Source organism: Rhizobiales bacterium NRL2, from assembly GCA_001664005.1.
Taxonomy (GTDB): domain Bacteria; phylum Pseudomonadota; class Alphaproteobacteria; order Minwuiales; family Minwuiaceae; genus Minwuia.
In genome coordinates, this window is sequence record CP016093.1 from 4,429,252 (window position 1) to 4,447,295 (window position 18,044).

Annotated in this window: 18 protein-coding genes; 13 read left to right on the forward strand and 5 right to left on the reverse strand. The window is 68.1% G+C overall.

Annotated elements, in window-relative coordinates; translation table 11 throughout:
* The first annotated feature begins 56 nt into the window (after nucleotides 1–56).
* Both TEF_20710 and TEF_20715 read left to right on the forward strand, forming a co-directional pair.
* Nucleotides 57–962: a hypothetical protein gene (locus TEF_20710; GenBank protein ID ANK82956.1), complete on the forward strand. Its 906-nt coding sequence runs from the start codon at nucleotides 57–59 to the stop codon at nucleotides 960–962.
* A complete protein-coding gene (locus tag TEF_20715) occupies nucleotides 959–1,735 on the forward strand; it encodes a hypothetical protein (GenBank protein ANK82957.1) in 777 nt (258 codons plus the stop codon). Before TEF_20710 ends, TEF_20715 begins: the two co-directional genes overlap by 4 nt.
* Here the strand turns inward: TEF_20715 and TEF_20720 are convergent.
* Nucleotides 1,725–2,039 (reverse strand): NIPSNAP family containing protein, encoded by a 315-nt coding sequence (locus tag TEF_20720; protein ANK82958.1) that lies wholly within the window; start codon nucleotides 2,037–2,039, stop codon nucleotides 1,725–1,727. The two genes, TEF_20715 and TEF_20720, sit on opposite strands and share 11 nt — an antisense overlap.
* A gap of 63 nt (nucleotides 2,040–2,102) precedes the next feature.
* On the opposite strand from TEF_20720, the gene TEF_20725 reads away from it, so the two are divergent.
* The gene (locus TEF_20725) at nucleotides 2,103–3,278 is read left to right on the forward strand and encodes an acyl-CoA dehydrogenase (GenBank protein ANK82959.1); all 1,176 of its coding nucleotides are present in this window, start codon (nucleotides 2,103–2,105) and stop codon (nucleotides 3,276–3,278) included.
* Nucleotides 3,279–3,514: 236 nt separating this feature from the next.
* Here the strand turns inward: TEF_20725 and TEF_20730 are convergent, their stop codons facing one another.
* The 3 genes from TEF_20730 to TEF_20740 all read right to left on the reverse strand — a co-directional run bounded on the left by TEF_20730 (nucleotide 3,515) and on the right by TEF_20740 (nucleotide 5,980).
* A complete protein-coding gene (locus TEF_20730) occupies nucleotides 3,515–3,898 on the reverse strand; it encodes a hypothetical protein (protein ID ANK82960.1) in 384 nt (127 codons plus the stop codon).
* Nucleotides 3,895–4,536, reverse strand: a complete 642-nt coding sequence (locus TEF_20735) for a hypothetical protein (protein ID ANK83637.1) — start codon at nucleotides 4,534–4,536, stop codon at nucleotides 3,895–3,897. The genes TEF_20730 and TEF_20735 overlap by 4 nt, the downstream gene beginning before the upstream one ends.
* Before the next feature lie 82 nt (nucleotides 4,537–4,618).
* Nucleotides 4,619–5,980: a hypothetical protein gene (locus TEF_20740; GenBank protein ID ANK82961.1), complete on the reverse strand. Its 1,362-nt coding sequence runs from the start codon at nucleotides 5,978–5,980 to the stop codon at nucleotides 4,619–4,621.
* A 158-nt stretch (nucleotides 5,981–6,138) separates the two neighbouring features.
* On the opposite strand from TEF_20740, the gene TEF_20745 reads away from it, so the two are divergent.
* The 10 genes from TEF_20745 to TEF_20790 all read left to right on the forward strand — a co-directional run bounded on the left by TEF_20745 (nucleotide 6,139) and on the right by TEF_20790 (nucleotide 17,442).
* A complete protein-coding gene (locus tag TEF_20745) occupies nucleotides 6,139–7,782 on the forward strand; it encodes a long-chain fatty acid--CoA ligase (protein ANK82962.1) in 1,644 nt (547 codons plus the stop codon).
* Between the two features lie 183 nt (nucleotides 7,783–7,965).
* Nucleotides 7,966–8,355 (forward strand): hypothetical protein, encoded by a 390-nt coding sequence (locus TEF_20750; GenBank protein ANK83638.1) that lies wholly within the window; start codon nucleotides 7,966–7,968, stop codon nucleotides 8,353–8,355.
* Between the two features lie 169 nt (nucleotides 8,356–8,524).
* Nucleotides 8,525–9,580: a hypothetical protein gene (locus TEF_20755; protein ANK83639.1), complete on the forward strand. Its 1,056-nt coding sequence runs from the start codon at nucleotides 8,525–8,527 to the stop codon at nucleotides 9,578–9,580.
* The gene (locus TEF_20760) at nucleotides 9,580–10,374 is read left to right on the forward strand and encodes an enoyl-CoA hydratase (GenBank protein ID ANK82963.1); all 795 of its coding nucleotides are present in this window, start codon (nucleotides 9,580–9,582) and stop codon (nucleotides 10,372–10,374) included. Before TEF_20755 ends, TEF_20760 begins: the two co-directional genes overlap by 1 nt.
* Nucleotides 10,375–10,523: 149 nt before the next feature.
* Nucleotides 10,524–11,471: a hydroxymethylglutaryl-CoA lyase gene (locus TEF_20765; protein ANK82964.1), complete on the forward strand. Its 948-nt coding sequence runs from the start codon at nucleotides 10,524–10,526 to the stop codon at nucleotides 11,469–11,471.
* A gap of 28 nt (nucleotides 11,472–11,499) precedes the next feature.
* Nucleotides 11,500–12,699: an acyl-CoA dehydrogenase gene (locus TEF_20770; GenBank protein ANK82965.1), complete on the forward strand. Its 1,200-nt coding sequence runs from the start codon at nucleotides 11,500–11,502 to the stop codon at nucleotides 12,697–12,699.
* A 26-nt stretch (nucleotides 12,700–12,725) separates the two neighbouring features.
* On the forward strand, nucleotides 12,726–13,184 hold the full coding sequence (locus tag TEF_20775; protein ANK82966.1) for an enoyl-CoA hydratase: 459 nt from the start codon (nucleotides 12,726–12,728) through the stop codon (nucleotides 13,182–13,184).
* Between the two features lie 2 nt (nucleotides 13,185–13,186).
* Nucleotides 13,187–13,969 carry an enoyl-CoA hydratase gene (locus tag TEF_20780; GenBank protein ID ANK82967.1) on the forward strand — a complete coding sequence of 261 codons (783 nt, stop codon included), beginning with the start codon at nucleotides 13,187–13,189 and terminating at the stop codon, nucleotides 13,967–13,969.
* A gap of 16 nt (nucleotides 13,970–13,985) precedes the next feature.
* Entirely contained in the window at nucleotides 13,986–15,332 is a 1,347-nt protein-coding gene (locus TEF_20785) for a hypothetical protein (protein ANK82968.1), read from the forward strand.
* Nucleotides 15,333–15,348: 16 nt separating this feature from the next.
* Nucleotides 15,349–17,442, forward strand: a complete 2,094-nt coding sequence (locus TEF_20790; protein ANK82969.1) for a hypothetical protein — start codon at nucleotides 15,349–15,351, stop codon at nucleotides 17,440–17,442.
* 38 nt (nucleotides 17,443–17,480) lie between these two features.
* Here TEF_20790 and TEF_20795 read toward each other — a convergent pair whose 3' ends face one another.
* Nucleotides 17,481–18,035 carry a hypothetical protein gene (locus TEF_20795; protein ANK82970.1) on the reverse strand — a complete coding sequence of 185 codons (555 nt, stop codon included), beginning with the start codon at nucleotides 18,033–18,035 and terminating at the stop codon, nucleotides 17,481–17,483.
* Between the last annotated feature and the right edge of the window lie 9 nt (nucleotides 18,036–18,044).

Genomic DNA, 18,044 nt, shown 5'->3' on the forward strand with positions numbered 1-18,044 from the left:
ATTTGTGATGCATAGGCGCGCTTTTCACCGCACACGCGCCGGTGTTCCATCGCGCCATGACGACATCGAGATGGACGACGCTCCGACCGGAATGGCCCACGGTCGGACTGATCATTCTGTGCACGTCGGCCTGGGCGGCCGGCGTCTGGGCCATCGGACATTGGGAGACCTGGTGGCTGCTGCCCTTGCTGGCGCTCCCGGTCGCGCTGCATTCCTCACTGCAGCACGAGGCGATTCACGGTCACCCGACACGGAGCCGCGCGGCCAACGAAGCGCTGGTCTTTCCCGCCGTCGGGCTGTTCCTGCCCTATCGGCGGTTCCGCGCCCTACATCTGCGCCACCATCGCTCGCCGGACCTGACCGAACCGCTGGGCGATCCCGAAAGCCCCTATGTGACGCCCGCCGCCTGGGCCGCCATGCCCCGCTGGCGGCGCGCGCTGCTGACCGTCAACAACACGCTGGCGGGCCGGCTCGTGCTGGGGCCGGCGCTGTCGCTCGTCCGGCTCGTGGCCGACGACCTCGCTGCCTGGCGTACCGGCCGCGGCGACATCGCCCGCGACTGGATGCTGCACCTGCCGGCGCTGGCGCCGGTGCTGATCTGGCTCTGGTTCAGCGGCGTGCCGCTCTGGCTCTACGCCCTGCTGGCGGCCTGGCCGGGCATGGCGGTGCTGTCGGTGCGCACCTTCGCCGAGCACCGCCGGGTGGCGGAACGGGCCGGGCGCACTGCTGTGGTTGAACGCGGCGGTTGGCTCGGGCTGATCTTTCTCAACAACCACCTGCACGCGGCGCATCACCGCTTTCCCTTCGCCCCCTGGTACCGCTTGCCGGCGCTCTGCCGGCGGATGCAGGATCACGGCATGATCACGGGCGACCGATTCCGCAGCTATGGCGAGATCTTCCGGCGCTACGCCTTCCGCGTGCGCGAGCCCGTGGCGGACCCGCTGGCGCGGCCGGGCCGGTGATCGCCGCGCTGCCCATGTACGACTGGCCGGTGCTGCAGCCGGCCAATGACCGGTTCTGGCGCGCCCTCGCGGAGCGCCTTCGGGACGCCGGCATCACTGCGCCCTGGGAACTGACCCGGCAGGACGATCATGCGGCGCTCTGGGAGCGGGACGACCTGCTGCTCGCCCAGACCTGCGGCCTGCCCTTCAATACTGGGCTGAAGGACCGCGTGCGCTATGTCGCGACGCCGGTTCACACGATGGAAGGCTGCCGCGAGGCGCGCTATTCGAGCGCCGTCGTCGCCCGCCGGGACGTCGATCCGGTCCTGCGAACGCCCGACGCGCTCCGCGGCCTGCGGCTCGCCATCAACGGCACGGATTCCTGGTCCGGCTACGAGGTCGTGAAGCGCTGGTTCGCCGCCGGCGGCACACCGATGCCGGCGCCCCATCTGGTCAGCGGCGGACATCTCCCATCGATGCAGGCGGTCGCCGAGAGACGGGCGGACTTCGCCGCGATCGACGCCATCGCCCTCGGCCTGGCGTGGCGGCATCTGCCTGAACTCGCCGGCCATATGCAGGTCATCGGCTGGACCGAGTCGCGGCCTGCGCCTCCGTTCGTCACCGCCGGATCGGCTGGCGACGAGTCCGTCGCCACGCTCCGGACGGCACTGCACGACGCCCTCGCGTCCGAACCCGGGATCCGCGAGGCGCTCGGGCTTCGCGGCGTCGCCGTACTGGCGGACGACGCCTACGAGGCCATGATCCCCGCCGAGGCCCAGGCGGCTATTTCATAAAGGGCGCGGCCACCATCACCTGATTGCGCTGGGCGACGAGGTTGCCGGCCTCGCGCGACTTCTTGAGGAAGGCATGCCAGTCCGGGTCGGCCTGCATGGCGGCCCGCTTCTTCTCCCGGTCGGCCTGGCTCTCATAGGCCCAGACATGGGTGTAGGTGTTCAGCTCGCCGACCTCGGAGAAGCCGTACATCACCGGCTGACCCAGATGCTTCGTCTGCGGCGCGAGACCGTACTCCTCATAGAGCTTGAGCTGCGCCGGCACGGTGCCCGGTTTGCAGGTATAGACGCGAACGTCGTAGATCATGGTGGCCCCCCTGATTATGTTGGCCGCCGCATTTGACCGGATATGCGCGGGGGAGGAAAGCACATGATCGATTTCGAGCCGACGGCCGAGCAACAGGAACTCAAGGCGCGGGTGGAGTCCTTCGTCCGCGACAAGGTGATTCCCTTCGAAAGCGACCCGCGGCGCACCGCGCACGGACCGACCGACGAACTGCGCGACGAACTGGTGGCGCTGGCGAAGGCGGAAGGGCTGCTGAGCCCGCACGTCTCCGAGGGCTGGGGCGGCATGGGGGCCGACCACATGACCAAGGCGGTGATGTTCGAGGCCTCGGGCTATTCCATGCTGGGCCCGATCGCCATGAACATCGCCGCGCCCGACGAGGGCAACATGCACCTGCTCGACGAAGTGGCGACCGAGGCGCAGAAGGAACGTTATCTGAAGCCCTTGGCCGCCGGCGAGGCGCGCTCGATATTCCTGATGACGGAGCCCTCCCCCGGCGCCGGCTCCGACCCCGGCGCGATGCTGACCGAGGCCCGGCCCGACGGCAACGGCTGGACGATCTCGGGCCGCAAGTGGCTGATCACCGGCGCCGAGGGCGCGAAGATCGGCATCGTCATGGCGCGCACGTTCGACGAGGCGGGCGAGGACATCGGCGCGTCCATGTTCATGACGCCGCTGCCGGCCGAAGGCCTTCGGGTCAGCCGGGTGCTCGACACCATGGATTCCAGCTTCACCGGCGGCCATGCCGAGGTCGAACTGGATGGTCTGAAGGTGGACGGCGACGCGGTTCTGGGCGAGGTCGGCAAGGGCTTCCGCTACGCCCAGGTGCGCCTCGCGCCGGCCCGTCTGACCCACTGCATGCGCTGGCTGGGCGCGGCGCAGCGCGCCCACGACATCGCCTGCGACTACGCCCGGGAGCGCGAGAGCTTCGGCACGAAGCTGATCGACCATGAAGGCGTCGGCTTCATGCTGGCCGACAACGAGATGGACATCCACATGTCGCGGCTGGCCGTCTGGCACTGCGCCTGGGTGCTCGACCAGGGCGAGCGCGGCGGCCGGGAAAGCTCCATGGCCAAGGTGATCTGTTCGGAGGCGCTCTACCGCGTCGCCGACCGCTGCCTGCAGGTGCTGGGCGGCATGGGCATGACCCGCGACACCGAGGTCGAACGCATCTTCCGCGAATTGCGCGGCTTCCGCATCTATGACGGGCCTTCGGAAGTGCACCGCTGGTCGCTGGCCAAGCAGATCAAGCGGCGCTGAGGTCGCGGGAGGCCGGATGACCGGCCTCCCTTCGCACGGCTTTCTAGAGCAGTCCTCGGTGAGATTGAATCGCCAGTGAAGCTTCGGTGTCATGCCCGCCTCCGAACAGCGTCATGCCCGCCTTGTGCGGGCATCCGGCCAGGATCATCGACTTGCGGCGAAGCCGCTCCGGACCCCCGCACAGAGGCGGGGTGACACGCTGAGTGAGTGGCGCTTCAATCCAAATGCGGAACGGTCTAAGGCGCCATGCGCCGGGGCTCGGCGGGACCGCGGGCGAAGGCGAGACAGCCGGCCAGCGTGCGGCCCGCGCCCACGTCGCGGAAGACCCAGTCCGCGCCCAGTTCCCGGCGCAGGCGGCCGACCGCACCCGGTTCGCGGGCCTCGGCCACCCAGCCTTCGGCGGCGCTCATCAGCCGGAGCGGTTCCGCGCCGCTGGCGGCGAGCCGGGCATAGGCCTCCCGGTCGGTCAGCGGCTCCTGGAAGAAGACCAGGATACGGCCTTCGTGATCGTCGGGCGCGCGGGCGACGCCGTACATGAACAGGCCCGCCAGCACGGTCAGCACCAGCGCCGCCGCCAGTGCGGGCCAGAGCATGCGGCGCTCCGCAGTCCGTCCGTTCATTCCTGTGCCTCCGACAGCGCGCCGATCAGCAATTCGCCCTCGATCTCCCGTAGCAGCTTCTCCCGCATGGCGCGGGCGAAATCGTCGTAGTTCCTCGCCGCGATCATGAAGGCGCCGGGACCGCCCACCACATTCTCCAGGAAATAGCGCTCCAGGTCCGGATCGTCTGTCAGGATCGGCAGGCCGTTCACGGTGACGCCCAGCGCCACGGCCTCCCGCCGGCCGGCGTCCGTCGCCGCCAGCGCGTCCAGGACATTGTTCTCCCGGCCGTCACCGGACAGGTCGACGACACGCCGGTCAGCGTCGAAGCCGCTGGCTTCCAGCATGGCGACGGCGCTGCGGATGGCGAAGTTGATCGCCGTCGCGCCGGGCCGGACGGGGCGCTGCAGGCGGCGCGCCGCCTCGGAGAATCGAGTGGCGGACGCGGCGTCTTCGACCACGTGCCAGCCGACGCCGCCCACGGGGTTGTCGAGCCCCGACCAGACCATCAGCGCCACGGCGATGCGGCCTCTGGGACCGCCGGCGACCGCCGCAACGACCGCGGGATCGCGGAAGGCGGCCGCGATGCCGTTCATCTGCAGCACGAACTCCTGGAAGTCGACGCTGGCGGAGCCATCCACTGCCAGCACCAGCGCCATGTCGACGTCGGCGCGCTGCGCTGTCGCGGGCGGCGCCCAGAGGGCGAGCAGCAACGCCAGCGCCGCAATTGCGGCGCGGCGCTCAGTAGGTGAACTCGATCCAGCCCACATGGCCGTCGGTGGCCCAGCTGCGGGCGGTGATCCGCTCTCCGTTGAACTCGGCCACCACCTTCTCGCCGCCCTTCTGGGCCTCATGCCAGCTCTTCCAGACATTGGGCACCGGGTTGTCGCCGATGCCCGGGGCCGGGGCGCCGTTGACCGTGACCGTATCGTCGGCGCCGAAATAGCCGCGCGGCCGCATGATGTTGACGCCCGCGGCCTTGGCCTTCAGCGCTTCATCCTGCGGAAAGAGCCGGAGGTTCACGTAATCCGAAGAGCGCGGAAAGGCCGAACGGTAGATGTGGTGGACCGGATAGCCCTCGGCGCGGATGACGAACTCGTAGGGCGTGTTCTTCTTCGCCGCGAAGGGTCCCCACTTGCCGCGCCGCCCGGCCGTCGCCTCATGGACCGGCGTATCGCCGATGCGGGCGCCGGTCTTCGTGTCCAGCTCCCAGACGCGGACCTTCGCGCCGTTCAGCGGCAGGTTGGTCGGCCGGTCGTTGGCCCAGCCGCTGACCTCGCCGTTGAGCGCGACATTGCCTTCCAGATTGATCTCGGCCGTCTTCGGCTTCTCGCCGGTGATGGCCTGGTACATCAGCGCGAAGGCCTCGGGAGAATAGGCGGTCTCGCGGTGATCGACGCCCGCCAGCACCAGGTTCTCGGCGCCCTTCAGCGCCGGGCCGTCGAAACTCGCGCCGGTGGGCTGGCCCGGGCGGCCGATGAAGTCGCCCATGGGCTGGTTGTAGAGATCGAACCTGTCGGAGCGGATGGTCACGGTCTTCACGCCCTCGACCACCTCGCCATCGGCGTTGAGCTGCGTCAGGAAGTGGCCCGCGCCGTTGTACTCGCTGTTCATGGCGACGCCCGGCGCGACGTAGACGCCGTGATGGACGCAGCCGGTCAGCACCAGCGTCTCGGCATGGGACGCGCCGCCGCCGTTCTCGACATAGTTGCGGATGGTCTGGCAGCCGCGCGAATTGCCCACCAGGGCCACTTTCTGCGCGCCCGTGGTGATCAGCACGCGGGTGACGAAGCCGCCCAATTGCGCGGCGACGTCGGTCGTCGACGAGCGGTTGGGCTCCTGCTTGGTGTTGTCGGCGCGGGCGCCCGGATTGTCGAGATCGATCGCGAACAGTCGGTCGCGTGGAAAGCCGTTGCTCTCGAAGCGCCAGATGGTGCTGATCCACAGCCCCGCCGTGTCGCTGTCGCCATGGACAAAGACCACCGGCGTCGGCGGTTTCGCTTCCTGCGCCAGGGCGGGTCCGCCGGCCAGCAGGACCAGCCCTGCACCGGCCGCCGCCGCGGCCCTGAGTAATGGAGTCGCGCGCATCGGTCGTCTCCTCATTTCGCTGTCGGTTGCGCCAAGGGTAGCCCCCATGGGCGGGAAGCGGGATCAAAACTTCGCGGGGGCCCGGGAGACGGCGCGCCCGGCTTGCCCCGGAGAGGCGGAAAACATAATGTCCGCGCCCATCAAGACACCGCCAAGACCTGGGGAGACCTCCGATGCAAGGGCTGATGCAGAACCAGCAGCTTCTGATCCACACCCTGATCGACTACGCCGCGCAATATCACGGCAAGACCGAGATCGTGACGCGCACGGTCGAAGGCCCGATCCACCGCTATACCTACCGCGACGCACAGGCCCGCTCCAAACAGGTGGCCAACGCGCTGAAGCGCCTCGGCGTCGAGCTGGGCGACCGCATCGGCACGCTGGCCTGGAACACGCACCGCCACTTCGAATGCTATTACGGCGTCTCCGGCCTGGGCGCGGTGCTGCACACCATCAATCCGCGGCTGTTTCCGGAACAGATCGTCTACATCGCCAACCACGCCGAGGACCGGGTCATCTTCACCGACCTGACCTTCGTGCCGCTGCTGGAAAAGGTGCAGGACGAGCTGAAGACGGTCGAGAAGATCATCGTCATGACCGACGCCGCGCACATGCCCGAGACCAGCCTGAAGAACGTCCTGTGCTACGAGGACCTGCTGGCCGCCGAGTCGAGCGACTTCGAATGGCCGGAATTCGACGAGACCACCGCCTCCAGCCTCTGCTACACCTCCGGCACCACGGGCAACCCGAAGGGCGTGCTCTACCAGCACCGCACCACGGTGCTGCACAGCTTCGCCGCCTGCATGGGCGACTGCCTGGCGCTGTCGTCGAAGGACACCATCCTGCCCGTCGTGCCCATGTTCCACGCCAACGCCTGGGGCCTGGCCTACTCGGCGCCCATGTGCGGCGCCAAGCTGGTGCTGCCCGGCAAGGACCTGGACGGTCAGTCCGTCTACGAGCTGATGGACCAGGAGGAAGTGACCATGTCGGCCGGCGTGCCGACGGTGTGGCTGATGCTTCTCAACCACATGGAGGAGAAGGGCCTGAAGCTGCCGCACATGAACCGCACGGTGATCGGCGGCTCGGCGGCCCCGGCCTCCATGATCCGCAAGTTCGAGACCGAATACGGCGTCACTGTCATTCACGCCTGGGGCATGACCGAGATGAGCCCGCTGGGCACCACCGGCGTCATGACGAAGGAGATCGAGAAGCTGCCCTTCGAGGAGCAGCTGCCCTACAAGGCCAAGCAGGGCCGCGTGATCTACGGCGTCGAGCTGAAGATCACCGACGACGAGGGCAACGAACTGCCGCGCGACGGCGTCGCCTACGGCAATCTCAAGACCCGCGGCTACTGGATCACCGCCGGCTACTTCAAGGGCGAGGGCGGCCAGGTGCTGGACGAGGACGACTGGTTCGACACCGGCGACGTCGCCACCCTGGACGAGGACGGCTTCATGACCATCACCGACCGGGCCAAGGACGTGATCAAGTCCGGCGGCGAGTGGATCAGCTCGATCGACCTGGAGAATGCGGCGATGGCCCATCCGGACGTCGCCGAGGCCGCGGTGATCGGCATCGTCCATCCCAAGTGGGACGAGCGCCCGCTGCTCTGCATCGTGAAGAAGCAGGGCCGCGATCCTTCGAAGGAGGACATCCTGCAGTCGCTGGAGGGCAAGATCGCCAAGTGGTGGATGCCCGACGACGTCGCCTTCGTCGACGAGATCCCGCATACCGCGACCGGCAAGATCCAGAAGGTGACGTTGCGCGAACAGTTCAAGGACTACGTGCTGCCGACCGCGCAGTCCGCCGCGGAGTAGACGCAGCCGATCCACCCCCTCCCCGCCCCTCCCCCTGGCCAGGGGGAGGGTGATCGAGCGCCGAGCGCGAGATCGGGAGGGGTATGCGCCGCCCCGGCATCCTTCCGATACTGCTATTCTTTCGCCTCCGTTTCGGTCAGGATACCGGTTGTCAATGACCGGGAGGGAATGGCCATGACCGAGATGTCCTACGAGCTTCAGGCCCTGGGCTGGGCGGCCCTGATCTGGGTGCTGCATTTCCTTGTTACGTCCATGGCCGCCAGCGGCCAGGTCGGCATGGGCTATCTGCTGGGCCCGCGCGACGAGCAGAAGGAGCTCACCGGCGCGGCCGCGCGGCTGAAGCGCGCGATGGCCAACTACAACGAGGGGCTGCTGCTTTTCGCCGTCGCCGTGGTTCTCGTCGTGCTCGGTCAGGCCTCGAGCGAACTGACGCAGTACTGCGCCGGCGTCTTCCTGGCCTCGCGGCTGCTCTACATCCCGGCCTACGCGCTGGGCTGGTCGCCCTGGCGGACGCTGATCTGGTTCATCGGCTTCGCGGCGACGCTGGTCATGGTGCTCGCGGCGCTGTTCTGAGCGGGGTCGATTGACCGGACGGCGCGCGCGCGCCTAGTCTGCCGCCACGGTTTCAGACGGGGGAGGAATGGCCGTGGCGCTACCGCTGGACGGGCTTGTGGCCTATGAATTCGGCTCCAACGTGGCCGGGCCGTTCGCCGGCTCGATCCTGGCCGAACTGGGCGCGACGCTGATCAAGATCGAACGGCCCGAGGGCGACGACGCCCGGGCCTGGGGGCCGCCCTTCGCGGAGGACGGCACGGCGACCATCTTCCATGCGCTGAACCGCAACAAGAAGTCGGTCACCGTCGACCTGAAGGATGCGGAGCGCGTCGAGGCGCTGCGCCGCAAGATCGCGGCCGAAGCCGATATCGTGGTGCAGAACATGCGGCCCGGCGCCATGAAGCGCCTCGGTCTCGACGCCGAGACGCTCTGCGCGCTGAACCCGAAGCTGGTCTACTGCAACCTCAACGCCTTCGGCGCCGACGGTCCGCTGAAGGACCGGCCGGGCTACGATGCGCTGATGCAGGCCTTCGGCGGCATCATGTCGGTAACCGGCGACGAGGGCCAGGCACCGGTGCGCTGCGGCATCTCCGTGATCGACATGGGCACCGGCATGTGGTGCGCCATCGGCATCCTGGCGGCGCTGTTCCGCCGCGGCGTCACCGGCAAGGGCGGGCTGGTGGACGCGGCGCTGTTCGAGACCGCGGTGCAGTGGATGACCTTCTACTCGGCCGACTACCAGACCACCGGCAACCTGCCGAAGCGTCACGGCTCGGGCGTGCGCGGCATCGCGCCCTATGAGGCCTTCCAGTGCGAGGACGGCTATCTGATCGTCGCCGCCTCCAACGACCGACTGTTCCTGAAGCTGGCCGACGCGCTGGGGCGCCCGGACTGGAAGGAGGACCCGCGCTTCTCCACCAACCCGCAGCGCGACGCCAACCGCGTGGAACTGAAGCGTCAGCTTTCCAACCAGCTGATCCAGAAACCCCGGGCGCACTGGCAGAACATCCTCGACATGGCCGGTGTGCCCAATGCGCCGACCCAGTCCATCGACGAGGTCCTGGACCATCCCCAGACCATCGCCGCCGGCATGGTGCAGCAGATCGCCGGCGCGCCCTTCGGCCTGGTGGGCATGCCGCTCAGCTTCGACCGGGAGCGGCCGGGCCTGCGCTCTAAGGCGCCCGACCTCGGCGCCGACACCGACGAGATCCTGCCGCCCGGCGAGAACAAGGAGAGCGCCTGATGGAGGCGGAGTTCGAGACGCTGAAGCTGGAGAACCCGGCGAAGCACGTCCTGGTCGTGAAGTTCAACCGCCCCGAAGCCCGCAACGCGATGAACACGCAGATGGGCGCGGACATCAAGCAGGTCTGGGAGCAGATGTACGTCAATCCCGGCGACACGCGCTGCATCGTGCTGACGGGCGAGGGCGACAAGGCGTTCTGCGCCGGCGGCGACCTGAAGCAGCGCAACAACATGACCGACGCGCAGTGGCAGCAGCAGCACGCGCTGTTCGAACGCGGCATGATGGCGATGATGGACTGCCCCGTGCCGGTGATCGCGGCGGTCAACGGCGCGGCCTTCGGCGGCGGCTGCGAGTTCGTCTGCGCCGCCGATTTCGCCTACGCCTCGCCCAACGCCCGCTTCGCGCTGACCGAGACCTCGCTGGGGATCATGCCCGGCGCCATGGGCACGCAAAACCTGCCGCGTGCGGTGGGCGTGCGCCGCGCCAAGGAAATCATCCTGACCGCCACGCCCTTCACGGCGGAAGAAGCCTTCGAATGGGGCCTGGTGAACAGGGTCTGTCCGGCCGTCGAACTGATGGATCAGGCGATCGCCACCGCCGAGCGCATCGCCTCCAACGGACCGATCGCCGTCCGCCAGGCCAAGAAGTCGATCGCGATGTCGACCCAGCTCGGCTACCACACCGGTTACCTCTACGAGATCGAGGCCTATAATCGGATGGTGCCGACCGAGGACCGCCTGGAGGGCGTGCGCGCCTTCAACGAGAAGCGGAAGGCGGATTTCAAGGGCCGGTAGCGGCCGCGCATGGTTGTCATCCCCGATCGAGCCTTGGCGAGACTCGGGGACCGCGGCCAGAATAGTATGCGACCTCCACCCGATCCCCGCATTTCGCCGCGCGAAAGCGGGGATGACAGGCGGTGGGGTCTTTCCGGGGAGGAAATGCCATGGAACGTGACGTCATCCTGCGCGAGGTCGGACTTCGCGACGGCCTGCAGATGGTCAAGTCGATCTTTCCGACGGAAGCCAAGAAGAAGTGGATCTCCGACGCGGTCTCGGCCGGCATGCCGGAGATCGAGGTCTGCTCCTTCGTGCCGGCCCACGTCGTGCCGCAGTTCCAGGATCATCAGGACATCGTCGAGCACGCGCTGGCGCAGAAGGATCTCACCGTCTCCGCGCTGATCCCGAATGCGAAGGGCGCCGAGCGCGGCTTCGGACTGGGCGTGCACAAGCTGAACTTCGTGCTCTCGGCCTCCGAGACCCACAACCAGAAGAACGTGAAGTGCTCCACCGAGGAATCGCTCGCGCGCTTCGACCAGGTGATGGAGGTACAGCGCTCGAACCCGGACTACGCGAAGACGGCGGTCTGCGGCGGCGTCTCCACCGCGCTGGGCTGCACCATGGAGGGCGAGATCGCGCCGGCCCGCGTGATGTGGCTGATCGAGGAGTATCTCAAGCGCGGCGCCACCGAGGTCGCCATCGCCGACACCGTCGGCTACGCCAACCCGGCGCAGGTGAAGAACGTCTTCCGCCAGGCCATCGACCGGTTCGGCAAGGACACGACCATCGTCGCCCATTTCCATGACACGCGCGGCCTCGGGCTCGCCAACGCGCTGGCCGCCTACGAGGCCGGCTGCCGCGCCTTCGACGCCTCGCTGGCCGGACTGGGCGGCTGCCCCTTCGCGCCGATGGCGACAGGCAACGTGGTCATGGACGACCTGGTGTTCATGTTCGAAGCCATGGGCGTGAAAACCGGCATCGATCTCGACCGCCTGCTGGAAATCCGGGGCCTGCTCTCGGAGAACCTGCCCGACGAGCCCCTGCACGGCATGGTCGCGAAGGCCGGCCAGCCCAAGGGCTTCAGGCCGGCCTCCCACGCTGTGGCCGCCGAGTAGGCGCGGGGAACCTGGGGGAGGAGAATTCATGAACGCCGATACGACGATGACGACCAATGACGGCGCCTGGATGGAGCTGGGTCCGGACTGGCCCGACCTGCGCGACCAGGTGCGCCGGATCTGCGAGAAGTTCCCGCAGGAGTACTGGCACGAACTGGACGAGAAATCCGAATACCCGGACGCCTTCGTCAACGCGCTGACCGAGAGCGGTTATCTCGCCGCGCTGATTCCGGAGGAATATGGCGGCTCCGGCCTGCCGCTCCGCGCCGCCTCCGTGATCCTGGAGACGATCCACGCCAGCGGCTGTTCGGCCGCCGCCTGCCATGCGCAGATGTACATCATGGGCACGCTGCTCCGGCACGGTTCCGAGGCGCAGAAGCAGCAGTACCTGCCAAAGATCGCGACCGGGGAACTGCGCCTGCAGGCCTTCGGCGTCACCGAGCCGACGACCGGCTCCGACACCACGCAGCTCAAGACACGCGCCGTGCGCGAGGGCGACGAGTACGTGATCAACGGCCAGAAGATCTGGACCAGCCGCGCGCGCCAGTCGGACCTGATGCTGCTGCTGGCGCGCACCACATCGCCCGACGAGGTGAAGAAGCGCACCGACGGCCTCTCGGTCTTCCTGGTCGATCTGCGCGAGGTCGTCGGCAAGGGCTGCGAGATCCGGCCGATCAAGACCATGGTGAACCACAACACCAACGAGGTCTTCTTCGACAACATGCGCATTCCGGCCTCCGCGCTGATCGGCGACGAGGGCCGTGGCTTCAAGTACATCCTCTCCGGCATGAACGCCGAGCGCGTGCTTGTGGCTTCCGAGGCCATCGGCGACGGCAAGTGGTTCATCGAGAAGGGCGTCGCCTATTCCAACGAGCGTGTGGTCTTCGGCAACGCCATCGGCTCCAACCAGGCGGTCCAGCACCCGATCGCCCGGGCCTATGCGGAAATCCAGGCCGCCGACATGATGGTGCGTCAGGGGGCGGCGCTGTTCCAGGCGGGCCTCGACTGCGGCGAGGCGGCGAACATCGCCAAGATGCTGGCCTCCGAAGCGGCCTGGCACGCGGCGGAAGCCTGCTTCACCGCCCATGGCGGCTTCGCCTTCGCCCGCGAGTATCACATCGAGCGCAAATGGCGCGAATGCCGCCTGTTCCAGACGGCGCCGATCTCCACCAACATGATTCTCAACTACGTCGCGCAGAACGTGCTCGGTCTGCCGCGATCCTACTGACAACGAAGTACCGGAGGGGAAACGAGATGCTGACCGTCGAAACGCCGCAGGACCTGAAGCAGCACGTGGGCGAGGACTGCGGGGTCTCCGAATGGGTGACCGTGGACCAGGAGATGATCGACAAGTTCGCCGACGCCACCGGCGACCACCAGTGGATCCACGTCGACGTGGAGCGGGCAAAGAAGGAGATGCCGGGCGGCAAGACCATCGCCCATGGCTTCCTGACCCTGTCACTGGTGCCGATGCTTTCGTCGCAGACCCTGGAAATCAGGAAGCGCAGCCGCGGCCTGAATTACGGCACCAACAAGATCCGCTTCACCAACATGGTGCCGGCGGGCAGCCGGGTGCGCATGCGCCAGAAGATCAAGGAAGTGAACGACGTGGCCGGCGACGGCGTGCAGCTCATCGCCGAGGTCTCCATGGAGATCGAGGGTCAGGAACGCCCGGCCATGGTGGCCGAGTTCATCAGCCTGTCCTACGCCTGATCATGGATTACGGCACAGAACTCATCCGTTGCGAGATCGGCGACGATCACGTGGCCACCGTGACCATGGCCGCCGGTCCGGTCAACGCGCAGTCGCAGCCCTTCCACGACCAGATGATGCTGGTCTTCGACCGGCTCGCCGACGCCCCTGAAGCCCGCGCGATACTGCTCTGCTCGGCCTTCAAGCACTTCTCCGCCGGCGCCGAGATCAAGGACCGGGCGAAGTCGAAGCGCGGTCCGGGCGATCACTGGCAGCACAGCCGCCGCGCCCGGGAATGCTTCCACTCGATCATGGAATGCCGCATTCCGGTCGTCGCCGCCGTCGGCGGCGCGGCGCTGGGCGCGGGCCTCGCCCTGGTCGCCTCCGCCGACATCATCGTCTGCGCCGACGACGCTTCGATCGGTCTGCCCGAAATCAATGTCGGCCTCGCCGGGGGCGGGCGTCACTGCATGCGGCTGTTCGGCCACAGCCGCACGCGGCGGATGATGTTCACCGGCATGCGCGTCTCGGGCGAGGAATGCTACCGGCTGGGGGTCGCCGAGGCCTGCGTGCCCCGCGACGAGCTGATCCCCGCCGCCCACGCCATCGCCGCCGAGATCGCCTCCAAGAGCCCGGTCGCGGTGGAAATCGCCAAGCATTCCGCCAACACCTTCGAGGAAATGAGCCTGCGCGACGGCTACCGCTTCGAGCAGACCATGACATGGGAGCTGGGGAAGACGGAGGATTCGAAGGAAGCTATGCTTGCCTTCGCCGAAAAACGCGAACCCCGTTTCAAGGGGCGCTGAGGGAGGATGCTGGCTGATGGCCGATACGGAGGTGACACGCACCCTGGCGCGGATGGCGTCGGGGCTGGCGATCGATGACATAGACGACGACGCCCGGGCGGTCGCCCGCCAGTGCCTGCTGGACTGGTTCGGCGTCACCATCGCCGGGGCGTCCGAGCCCTGCACGCGCCTGGTCGCCGAGGAGGCCGAGGATCAGGGCGGCCATCCGCAGGCGACACTGGTCGGTCTGGGACGCAAGCTGGCCAGCCGTCAGGCGGCGCTGGTCAACGGCACCGCCAGCCACGCTCACGACTATGACGACGTCAACATGACCCTGTCCGGCCATGCGACGGTGGCAGTCGCCGGCGGCCTGCTGGCCTTGGCGGAGAAGACCGGAGCCTCCGGCGCCGAGGTGCTGACCGCCTTCGTCGCCGGCTACGAGACCGCCTGCCGGGTCGGCGCGCTGGTCATGCCCGGCCATTACGCCATGGGCTTCCATTCGACGGCGACGGCGGGAACCTTCGGGGCGGCGGCGGCCTGCGGGCGGCTGCTGGGGCTGGACGAGGAGCGGATGGCCCGCGCCTTCGGCATCGCCGGCACCATGGCGGCGGGCCTGAAGAGCCAGTTCGGCACCGACTGCAAGCCCTTCCACGCGGGCCGGGCGACCGAGGCGGGCCTGCTGGCCGCGACCATGGCCCGCCGCGGGTTCTCCTCCCGCGGCGACATCCTGGACTGCGCCCAGGGCTTCGCCGACACCCATTCGAAGCACTTCAATCCGGAGGCCGCGACCGGCCCCGCGCCGGGTGGCGGCTTCCACGTGCGCAACAATCTCTTCAAGTACCACGCCGCCTGCTACCTCACCCACGCAGGCATCGAGTGCGGGGCCAAGCTCAGGACCGGCGAGACGCTGGACCCGGCCGACATCGTCTCCGCGACGCTTCGGGTCGAGAAGGGCGCCGACCGCGTTTGCAACATCCCCGCCCCGAAGACGGGTCTGGAGACCAAGTTCTCGCTGCGCATGACCGCAGCCTTCGCGCTGGCCGGCATCGATACGGCGGGCATGGCCAGCTACACCGAAGCCAATGCCACCGACGCCGGGCTCAACGCCATCCGCGAGAAGGTCGACGTCGACCTCGTCTCCGGCGTGCCGTCCACCTGGTCCGAAATCGTCATCGAGACCCGGGACGGAAGGCGGCTTTCTGTAGAGCACGATTCCGGGATTCCGGCGGATGACGTCGCAGCCCAGGGCGAACGCATCGCCCACAAGTTCGACATGCTGGCCGAGCCCGTCATCGGCGGCAACCGCGCCGGCGCGCTCAAGGCGGCCGTGATGGCGATCGAGGACCAGCCCTCCGTCGCCGACCTGATGCAGCTTGCCGCCTGACGCCGGAAGGACATCCATGAACGAGCCCCGTGACCTCACGGCGCTGATCACACCGCGGTCCATTGCGGTGATCGGCGCTTCGAACGAGCCCTACAAGTTCGGCGGCCGGCCGATCCGCTACATGCTCCAGGCGCCCTTCGAGGGGCCGATCTACCCGATCAATACCCGCGAGAAGGAGATCCAGGGCCTGAAGGCCTATGCCGACATCCGCGATGTGGGACAGCCGATCGACATGGCGATCGTCACCGTGCCCGCGCCGGCAGTCGTCGGCGTCGTCGAGGCGGCGGCCGAAGCGGGCGTGAAGTCCTGCGTCATCTTCTCCTCCTCCTTCGCCGAGGTCGGCGGCGAGGGCGCGGTCTGGCAGGAGCGCCTGCGCGAGATCAGCGCGCAGTCGGGCATGCTGATCTGCGGGCCGAACTGCCTCGGCACGCTGACGCCGGCGACCTGGGCCATCGGCACCTTCTCGTCCATGTTCGACCATGGCTGGCCGAAGCCCGGCGGCCTGACGATCATGACCCAGTCGGGCGCGGTCGGCGCGCACATCCTGGTACAGGCGCGGGAACTGGGCCTCGGCATCCGCACCTGGGTCGCCACCGGCAACGAGGTTGACGTCGACGTCGCCGACTGCATCGCCTTCGGCGCGCGCGATCCGGAAACGAAGGTCATCACCGCCTACATGGAGGGCTGCAAGAACGCCGACCGGCTGATTGCGGCGCTGAAGCTGGCGCGGGCGGCGCGCAAGCCCGTGATCGCGATGAAGGTCGGCGCATCCGCGGTCGGCGCGGCGGCGGCCGCGACCCACACGGCTTCGCTGGCTGGCGCGGACGCGGTCTTCGACGCCGTCTTCCGCCAGTACGGCGTCTACCGCGCCCACAGCCTGGAGGAGATGATGGACGTCGCCGCGGCGGCGCTGACCAGTCCGCTGCCGAAGGGCCGGCGGCTCGGCATCGTCACGGTCTCCGGCGGCGCGGGCGTCATGGCATCCGACGAAGCGGAGAAGATCGGACTGGAAGTGCCGGAGCTGCCCAAGGTGGCGCAGGACGGCGTCAAGGCGGCCATGCCCTACGCTTCTGCGCGCAACCCCGTCGACGTCACCGCCATGGCCACCAACCAGTTCGACCTGCTCGGCAAGGGCCTGGAAGCGATGCTGGAGCACGGCAAGGTCGACATGACCATGGTCTTCCTCTCGGCCGTCGGCTTCTCTGACCGGATCATGGTCGGCATGAACGAGATCTTTCCTGCGATCCGGAAGAAGTATCCGGACGCGATCATGGCCGTCTCCATGCTCTGCAACGATGAGAACCGCCGCAAGTTCGAGGCGAGCCAGTATCTCGTCATGGACGACATGAACCGCGGCCTGCGCATCCTCGAGGCGCTGGCGCGCATCCGGGAGGGCTTCGACCGTGGCGGCGACGACGATCCCCTGCCCGATGCGGCCGCCACCGCCGCGATCCCGGCAAAGACGCCGAACGAGTACGAGGCGGCTCAGCTTCTGGCCGCCGCCGGCGTGCCCTATCCGGAAATGAAGGTCGCGACCTCCGCCACCCAAGCCAGGGCCGCAGTCGAGGAGCTCGGCACGCAGACGGTGATGAAGATCCTGTCGGCCGACATCCAGCACAAGTCCGACATCGGTGGCGTCAAGCTCAACATCGGGCCGGAGGAGGCCGAAGCCGCCTTCGAGGCGATCATGGCCGGCGCGCGGGAGCATGCGCCGAAGGCCGTGATCGACGGCGTGCTGGTCGCGCCCATGGCGAAGGGCGGCGTCGAATGCATCATCGGGGTGCAGAACGACCCCGTTTTCGGACCGACGGTGATGTTCGGCCTGGGCGGCGTCTTCGTCGAGGTGCTGAAGGATGTCACCTTCCGCGTCGCGCCGTTCGGCCGGGGCGAGGCGCGGCGGATGATCGGGGAACTGAAGGGGCTGCCGCTTCTGCAGGGCGCGCGCGGCGCCGAGCCGGCGGACCTGGATGTTCTGGCGGATATCCTTTCCAGGCTGTCCGTCTTCGCCGCGGCCAATGCCGACCGCTTCGAGTCGATCGACGTCAACCCGATCCTGGCGGGACCGGACGGCGCAATCGCCCTCGACGCGGTGATCGCCCCGAAAGGCTGAGCGCGGGGACGGCGTTCAGCCCCCGTCCAGGGCGACGTTCAACCCTCGTCCGGGGCGGCGTTGACCGGCGCCGCCGAGGACCAGATGTCGGCCACGATGAAGACGTGATCCAGACCGCCCGCCTCCGACAGCAGCGGCGCGTAGAAGCCCTCGCCATTGAGCCACTCCCGGTTCTCGTAGCCCGAAACCGACGCCAGCCGCACGGGCCGGCCATGTCGGGCGACGTGGTCGATCGCGCCGCGAATGCGGTAGAGGGGTTTGCCGCTCAGATGACTGGAAACCAGCATCCCGGTGCCGTCGCCGTGGTTCGCCGCTGCGACCGTGCCCATCAGCCGGACCCGGTAGTCGCGCGCTCCGTTCGCGTCCCGGATGATGTCGATCAGCACGACATAGGGCAGCAGAGGCACGATGCTGGCGGGATCGAGATCGGATTTGCGCGGACCCGCGGCGTCTCCGCGGAGGTCGCGCCAGTAATCGTAGCCGCGTCGCGTCAGGCTGCGCTGGAACGCCAGTGTCCCGTCGAGGATAAAGCCGCCGCCTTCCTCATATGCATGCCAGACATCGGGCTCGATCGGCGCCCCTTCGAAGGACATTGGCTACTC